The organism is Ramlibacter sp. (assembly GCF_013697775.1).
GTDB lineage: Bacteria > Pseudomonadota > Gammaproteobacteria > Burkholderiales > Burkholderiaceae_C > Ramlibacter.
In genome coordinates this window covers 1-7,813 of record NZ_JACCWG010000237.1, presented here as the reverse complement: position 1 = coordinate 7,813, position 7,813 = coordinate 1, and the positions used below count along the sequence as shown (strand labels likewise).

Here is a 7,813-nt window from a genome sequence, read left to right as displayed (position 1 = left end):
CGCAGGATGTAGGCGTCGCCCTCGGCCTGCGCCAGGTGGTGGAACAGAATACCTTCCTGCAGCGGCCCGAGCGGGTAGATGTCCTGCACATTCGCCACGCCGCCCGGCACGCTGTTCACGATGCCGTCGATCTCGGCTTGCGTGAGTTGTACCAGCGGCAGCATGTCCGGTGTGATCGCGCCGCTGCCGGCCTGGATGGCATTCGCCGGTGCAACGGCTGCCGGCGCCTGCGCGTTCACCTTGGCCGCCAGTTCCGCCAGCGTTGCAGCGGCGAACACGCTGCGCACGTCGGTGGCAATGCCCTGCTTGCGCAGCTGCTCGATCATGCCGACGGCCAGCAGCGAATGTCCGCCCAGCGCGAAGAAGTTGTCATGGCGGCCGACGCGCTCCACCTCCAGCAGGCGCGCCCAGGTGGCGGCGAGGATGTCCTCGGTGTCGCCTTGCGGCGGCTCGTAGGCCTCGACCGCGTCGCGCATGTCGGGTGCGGGCAGCGCGTTGCGGTCCACCTTGCCATTGGGCGTGAGCGGCAATGCCTGCAGCGTGACGAAGTGCGCCGGCACCATGTACTGCGGCAGCGACTGCGCAAGGTGCGTGCCGAGTTCACTGCCGGAAACCGGCTGTCCGTCCTTCGCCACGACGTACGCGACCAGCCGCTTGTCGCCCAGCGCCGGCCCGATGGCGTTCACCACCGCGTCCTGCACCGCCGGATGCGCGCTGAGCGCGGCCTCGATCTCGCCGAGTTCGATGCGCAAGCCCTGCACCTTCACCTGTGCGTCGCGCCGGCCCAAAAATTCCAGCGTGCCGTCCGCCCGCCAGCGGCCGAAGTCGCCGGTGCGGTACAGCCGCTCGCCCGTGCGCGGATGCGCGATGAAGCTGCGCGCGGTCTTCTCCGCGTCGCCCCAGTAGCCGCGCGCCACGCCGACGCCGCCGATGAACAGCTGTCCGGGTGTCCCGATGGGCACCGGGTGCAGCGCCTCGTCCAGCACCTGGAAGCTCTGGTTGTCCAGCGGCCGGCCGTAGGGAATGCTGCGCCAGGCCGGATCGACCGTGTCCACGTCGAACCAGTTAGACCAGATCGACGCCTCGGTGGCGCCGCCCATGCCGATGAAGCGGATGCCGGGCCGCAGCGCGCGCATGCGTGCCGGCAGGTTCAGCGGAATCCAGTCGCCCGACAGCATGACCAGCCGCAGCGCGTCCGGCACCAGGCCCGCGCGGCCGTTGGCGTGCTCGGCCAGCATGCCCAGCAGCGCCGGCACCGAGTTCCACAGCGTGACGCCGTGCCGCGCCATCAAGTCCACCCACTGCGCCGGATCGCGCTGCGCGTCGGCTGGCGGCAGCACGATGGTGCCGCCAGCGGCCAGCAGGCCGAAGATGTCGTACACCGACAGGTCGAAGTTCAGTGCCGACAGCGCCAGCACCTTGTCATCTGGCCCGACGCCGAAGCGGCGGTTGATGTCCAGCACCGTGTTCACCGCGCCGCGGTGGTCGATCATCACGCCCTTGGGCATACCGGTGGAGCCGGAGGTGTAGATGACGTAGGCCAGGTCGTCGCTGGCGCAGCGGCGCTGCCATGGCGCGTGCGCGGCGGTTTCGTCGATAGCAATGCGGTCCACCGCGATGCGGTGCAGCCCGTCCGGCAGCTTGATTTGCTCCAGCAACGCCGCCTGCGACAGCACGATGCGCGCGCCGCTGTCCTGGAGCAACTGCTGCAGGCGCTGTTCGGGCAGGGCCGGGTCCAGCGGCAGGTAGGCCGCGCCGGCGTCCAGCACGCCCAGCACCGCCACCACTTGTTCCCAGCCCTTGGGCAGCAGCAGCGCGATCAACTGGTTGGGTGCAGCACCCAGCGAGCGCAGCTGCGCGCCCAGCGTGCGCGCCAGCGCATGCAGCTCGCCATAGCGCAGGCTGCGGTCCGCCGCGATGACGGCCATGCGGTCCGGCGCCGCCAGCGCCTGCCGCTCGATCGGTTCGTGCAGCAGTTCGTCGGGGACCTGCACTGCCGTGTCGTTCCACTGCCGCAGCAGCGCGAGTTCGGCTGGGCCCAGCAGCGGAATGTCCTGCACCCGCGTTTCGGGCGCGTCCACCACAGCGGCCAGCAGCCGCTCGAAGCTGCCGGCCAGCCGCTCGATGGTGGCCTGATCGAACAGGTCGGTGTTGTATTCGTAGTGGATGGCCAGCCGGCCGTGGACGACTTCCATCTCCAGCTTCAGCTCGAAGTGCGCGTGCGTCACCGCGTTCAGGTTGGCGCCGCGCAGCTGCAGGCCCTGGCCGGCCGGCAGCTCGATGGCCGGCACGCGCTGCTGCGCGTCGTCCACGTGGAAATTGATCACTGCCTGCGCATACGGCATGTAGGAGGCGTCGCGGCTGGTTGCGAAGTGCGTCAGCAGCAGCTCGAACGGCAGCGTGTGCTCGTGCGCCGCCACGATGGATTTTGCGGTGCGGTCCAGCAAGTCGGCGAAGCGGTCTTCGCCGCGCACGTGCGCCGGCAGCGCCAGGATGTTGACGAAGATGCCGATCAGCGACTCGGTCTGCGGCGGCCGGTTGGACGACAGCGCGCCGACGCAGAAATCCGCCTGCCCGCTCCAGCGGTACAACAGTGCGTCGAACGCCGCCGCCATCACCATGAACAGGGTGGCGTTGTGCTGCGCTGCCAGCGCCTCCAGGCCATGCGTCAATTCCGCGGGGAGCGACACCGCGATTTCGGCACCGTTGAAGGTCTGCACCGCCGGGCGCGGCCGGTCCACCGGCAACGCCAGCAGCTCGGGCACACCCTGCAGCTGCGCGCGCCAGTGCGCGAGTTCCTGCGCCAGGAAGTCGCCGCTCAGCAGCTGCTGTTCCCAGTGCGAATAGTCGGCGTACTGGATCGGCATGGGCGCCAGCGGCGACTCCTGGCCCGCGATGAAGGCCGCGTACAGCACCGACATTTCGCGCAGCAGCACCGCCTGCGACCAGCCGTCGTACAGCGTGTGGTGCAGGGTCAGCAGCAGCACGTGCTCCTGCGCGGCGCGCTTGACCAGGCGCAGCCGCACCAGCGGCGGCGTGTCCAGGCGGAACGGCGCGGCGGCTTCGGCGTCGATCTCGGCGCGCGTCGCTTCCTCCAGCGCGTCGCCAGACAGATGGCTCAGGTCCTGCACGGGAATGGCGATGCGCAGCTGCGGCAGGATCTTCTGGCGCGGCGCGCCGTCCTCCAGCACGAACACGGTGCGCAGCGGCTCGTGGCGTTCCACCAGGGCGTTGAAGGCGCGCAGCAGCACGTCAAGGTCGATGCGGCCTTCCACGTTGAGCGCCAGCGGCATGGCATAGGACGCGCTGTCCGGCTGGAACTGCTGCAGGAACCAGAAGCGGTTCTGCGCGAACGACAGCGGCAGCAGCCCGCCGCGCGGCACCGGCACGATGGGCGGGCGTTTCGGCCCTTGCTCGCGCAGCGCCTCCTCCACCCGCAGCGCCTGGGCCGCCAGCGTCGGCGCCTCGAACAGCGAGCGCAGCGGCAGCTCCACGTCCACCTCGTCGCGCAACCGCGCCATCAGCCGCGTGACCAGCAGCGAATGGCCACCCAGCTGGAAGAAGCTGTCGTGCGCGCCGACGCTGTCCACGCCCAGCACCTCGGCCCAGATCGCGGCCAACTGCCGCTCCAGCGGCGTGCGCGGCGCGACACGGGCCTCCCCGCCCGCGTGCAGGTCCGGCGCGGGCAGCGCCTTGTGGTCGATCTTGCGGCTGATGGTCTGCGGCAGGGCATCCAGCACCATGATGTGCGCCGGCACCATGTACTCGGGCAGCGTGCGCAGCAGGTGGCTGCGCAGCTCCGTGGTGTCGAAGCCGCCGTCCGCGTCGCGCAGAGCCGGCACCACGTAGGCCACCAGCCGCTTGTTGCCGGGCTGGTCCTCGCGCGCCAGCACCACGGCTTCGCGCACGGCGGGCAAGGCGGTCAGCGCGGCCTCGATCTCGCCCAGCTCGATGCGCCAGCCGCGGATCTTCACTTGCGTGTCCAGCCGGCCCAGGAATTCGAGCTGGCCGTCGCCGCGCCAGCACGCCAGGTCGCCGGTGCGGTACATGCGCGCGCCGCCGCCCGCGAATGGGTCGGGCACGAAGCGCAGCGCCGTGAGCTCCGGCCGATTGAGATAGCCGCGCGCCAGGCCGACGCCGCCGATGCACAGCTCGCCGGCCACGCCGACGGGCACCGGCGACAGCGCGTCGTCGAGGATGTGGACCGTGGTGTTGTGGATCGGCCGGCCGATGCAGAGGTCGACCTCGCCGTCTTGCGGCAGCGCGCGCGGCGCGCGGAACACGGTGGAACCGATGGTCGTTTCGGTCGGCCCGTAGCAGTTGATCCACTGCACGTCCAGCGGCTTGGGCAGGCGCATCCAGCCGCGGTAGCGTTCCGGCTGCACCTTCTCGCCGCCGACGAACATCATGCGCAGCGCCGATGGATAGCGCGCTTCGCCGGACTCCATCGCGCGGGTCCACTCGTCCCAGTACGCGGTGGTGAGGCTCATCACCGACACGCCGTGCGTGTCCAGCCATTCTGAAAATTCGCGCCCGGCGCCCGGCGCCTCGCGCGGGCGCAGCACCACGCGCGCGCCGGCCAGCAGCGGCGGGAAGATTTCCTCCACGCTCAGGTCGAAGCTGATGGAAGCGAGCTGCGCCACGTGGTCGCCCGGCCCCATCGCGCAGGTGGCCTTGTGCGACGCGGCGTAGTGCACCGCGTTGCGGTGCGTGTTGAGCACGCCCTTGGGCGTGCCGGTGGAGCCCGAGGTGTAGATGACGTAGGCCAGGTTGTCCGGCCGCGTGCCGCACGGGAGGTCGCCGTCCGGCAGGTGCGCGATGTCCGCCCAGCCGGTGTCGATGGCGAAGCTGCCGATGCCGCGTTGCTGCAAGGGCAGCGGCGCGAGCAGCCGCGCATGGCCCAGCACCAGCACCGGTTTGGCGTCGTCCAGCATGAAGGCCATGCGGTCGGGCGGCAGCGCCGGGTCCAGCGGCACGTAGGCGCCGCCGGCCTTCAGGATGGCGAGCACGCCCACGATCATGTCCAGCCCGCGTTCTGTGCACAGGCCGACCAGCGCATCGGGGCCGACGCCCTGCGCGCGCAGGTGGTGGGCCAGCTGGTTGGCTTTCGCGTTCAGCTCGCCATAGCGCAGCTCGGTGCCTTCGAAGTGCAGCGCCACGGCTTGCGGATCGGCGGCCACCTGTTCCTCGAAGCGCTGCTGCAGCGCCTTGTCCTCCGGATAGGCGAACGCGGTGTCGTTCCACTGGCGCAGGAGCGCGAGTTCGCTCTCGGGCAGCAGGCCGATGGCGCCGAGGGGCCGTTTCGGCGCCTGCTCCAGCGCATCGGCGAGCTGCCGCAGCGCGAGGTCCAGATAGACAGCGATGCGGCGCGGGTCGATCGGCGCCACGCAGGCCGCGTTCAGGCTGAAGCCCCGGCCGGTGTCGTCCACGTCCACGCTCAGCGGGTAGTTGGTGCGCTCCTCGTTCTTCAACACGCGCATGCCCTGCCAGGTGATGCGCGCCGCTTCGTCGTGCTGCGCAACGGCCGTGTGGCGGTAGTTCAGCAAGGCGGTGAACAGCGGCAGCGCCGGGTCCACGCTGCTGGCGCGCTGCGCCAGCGCCAGGCTGGCCTGCTCGTGCCGCAGCAGCTCGCTCAGGCGCCGCTGGAGGCCGCGCACCGCATCTTCCACGCTGCCGCCGTCCAGCCGCACGCGTACCGGCAGCGTGTTGATGAACATGCCCATGGCGCGGTCGACGCCGGCCGTGCCCTGCGAGCGGCCCAGCAGCACGGTGCCGAACACCACGTCGCGCCGCCCGCTGGTGAGGCCCAGCACCTGCGCCCAGGCCAGGTGGAACAGCACGGCGGGGCTCACGCCCAAGCTCCGCGCGGATTGCCGCAGGCGCTGCGCCAATGTTGTTTCAACTTCGACGCGCGCCTGCTGCACGGCCGCGCCCTCGCCGCGCACGTCCAGCACGCCGAAGGCGGCGGTCGGCGTGTCCACGTCGCCCAGCTCCTGGCGGAAATACGCCTCGTGCTCGCTAGCCGGCACCGAGAGCGCCTGCGCCACGAAATCACGGTACGGCAGCATCGGCGGAAGTGCGTTCTCCTTGCCTTCCAGCAGCAGCTGCACCTCGCTCACCACCAGCTCGGCGCTGAGGTGGTCGATGACCATGTGGTGGTTCAGCAGCGCCAGCAGCCAGGGCGTGTCGGTGGCGTCCCCGGCGCGCGCTTCGGCCGTGAAGGCGCCGATCAGCGGCGCGCGCGTGAGGTCCAGCCGCACGTGGCGCGGATCGGTCTGCTCCAGCAGCTGCGCCAGGCCTTCGCGTTGCGGGTCGATGGCGAGCTCGCGCACCTGCAGCGGCGCGGCGCGCCACACCACCTGCACCGGCCGCGACAGGCCCTGCCAGCGCACGGCGCTGCGCAGGATGTCGTGGCGGCCGATCACCTGCTGCAGGGCAGCCAGGAAACGGTCGCGCCGCGCGCGCGTGTCGAAGCCCAGCACCGCGCGCAGGATGTAGGCGTCGCCATGCGCCTGCAGCAGGTGGTGGAACAGGATGCCTTCCTGCAGCGGCCCAAGCGGATAGATGTCCTGGATGTTGGCCGCGCCGCCCGGCGTGCCGGCCACGATGGTGTCGATCTCGCCTTGCGTGAGCTGCACCAGCGGCAGCAGGTCGGGCGTGATTGCGCCGCAATCCGGCGCAATGCGGTTCGGCGGCGCGGCGGCGGTGCCTTCGCCGCCCGCGCGCGCCGCCAGATCGGCGAGTGTGGACGTGGCGAAGACGCTGCGCACGTCGGTGGCGATGCCGGCCTTGCGCAGCTGCTCGATCATGCTGACGGCGAGCAACGAATGCCCGCCCAGCGCGAAGAAGTTGTCGTGGCGGCCGACGCGCTCGATCTTGAGCAACTGCTTCCACACAGCGGCCAGCGCTTCTTCGGTGTGGTTTTGCGGCGCCTCGTAAGCCGTTTCCACGACGCTGCTGCCGTCCGGTGCAGGCAGCGCCCCGCGGTCGATCTTGCCATTGGGCGACAGCGGGAAGGCGTCAAGCAAGACGAAGTGCGCCGGCACCATGTAGTCGGGCAGGCGCTTGGCCGTGGCCGCGCGCAGCTCGGTGATCGACAGCGTGTGGTTCGGCTTCGCGACAACGTAGGCCGCGAGACGCTTGTCGCCCGGTGTGTCTTCCCTTGCCAGCACCAGCGCGCCCTGCACGCCGCCCTGCGCCGTCAGCGCCGCTTCGATCTCTCCCAGCTCGATGCGGAAACCCCGAATCTTCACCTGGTGGTCCACGCGGCCCAGGTACTCGATGCTGCCGTCCCCCAGATGCCGCGCCAGGTCGCCCGTGCGGTACATGCGCGAGCCGTCCGGCCCGTACGGGTCCGGCAGGAAGCGCTCAGCCGTCAAGTCCGGCCGGTGCAGGTAGCCGCGCGCCAGGCCATCTCCGGCCATGTACAGCTCGCCCGCCACGCCGGCGGGGACAGGGTTCAGCGCATCGTCGAGCAGATACGTCTGCGAGTTCGCAATCGGCCGGCCAATCGGCACCGCACCTTCGATGTCCCTGGCCATCAGTGCCCAGGTCGAGTACGTCGTGTCTTCCGACGGCCCGTACAGGTTGTACATGCGCTCGACCTGCGTGCTCGCGTACACGTCTCGCACCAGTTTGGCCGGCAGCGCTTCGCCTGCCACGTTCAGGACCTTCACGCTCGCCGGGATCGCTCCGCTGCGTTCCAGCTGCGCCGCGGCCGAGGGCACCGTGTTGATCAGGGTCAGCGGCGCCGATGCGGCTTTGGAGCCCTGCATCAGCGCCAGCACGTTCGGCACCATCCACACCGTGCCGC

The 7,813-nt window shown here is 70.5% G+C and carries 1 protein-coding gene; it reads right to left on the bottom strand.

Translation table 11 applies throughout. From position 1 onward, the window contains the following. On the bottom strand, positions 1-7,813 hold a 7,813-nt coding region (locus H0U68_RS11555), incomplete at both ends, for a non-ribosomal peptide synthetase (RefSeq protein ID WP_296355689.1).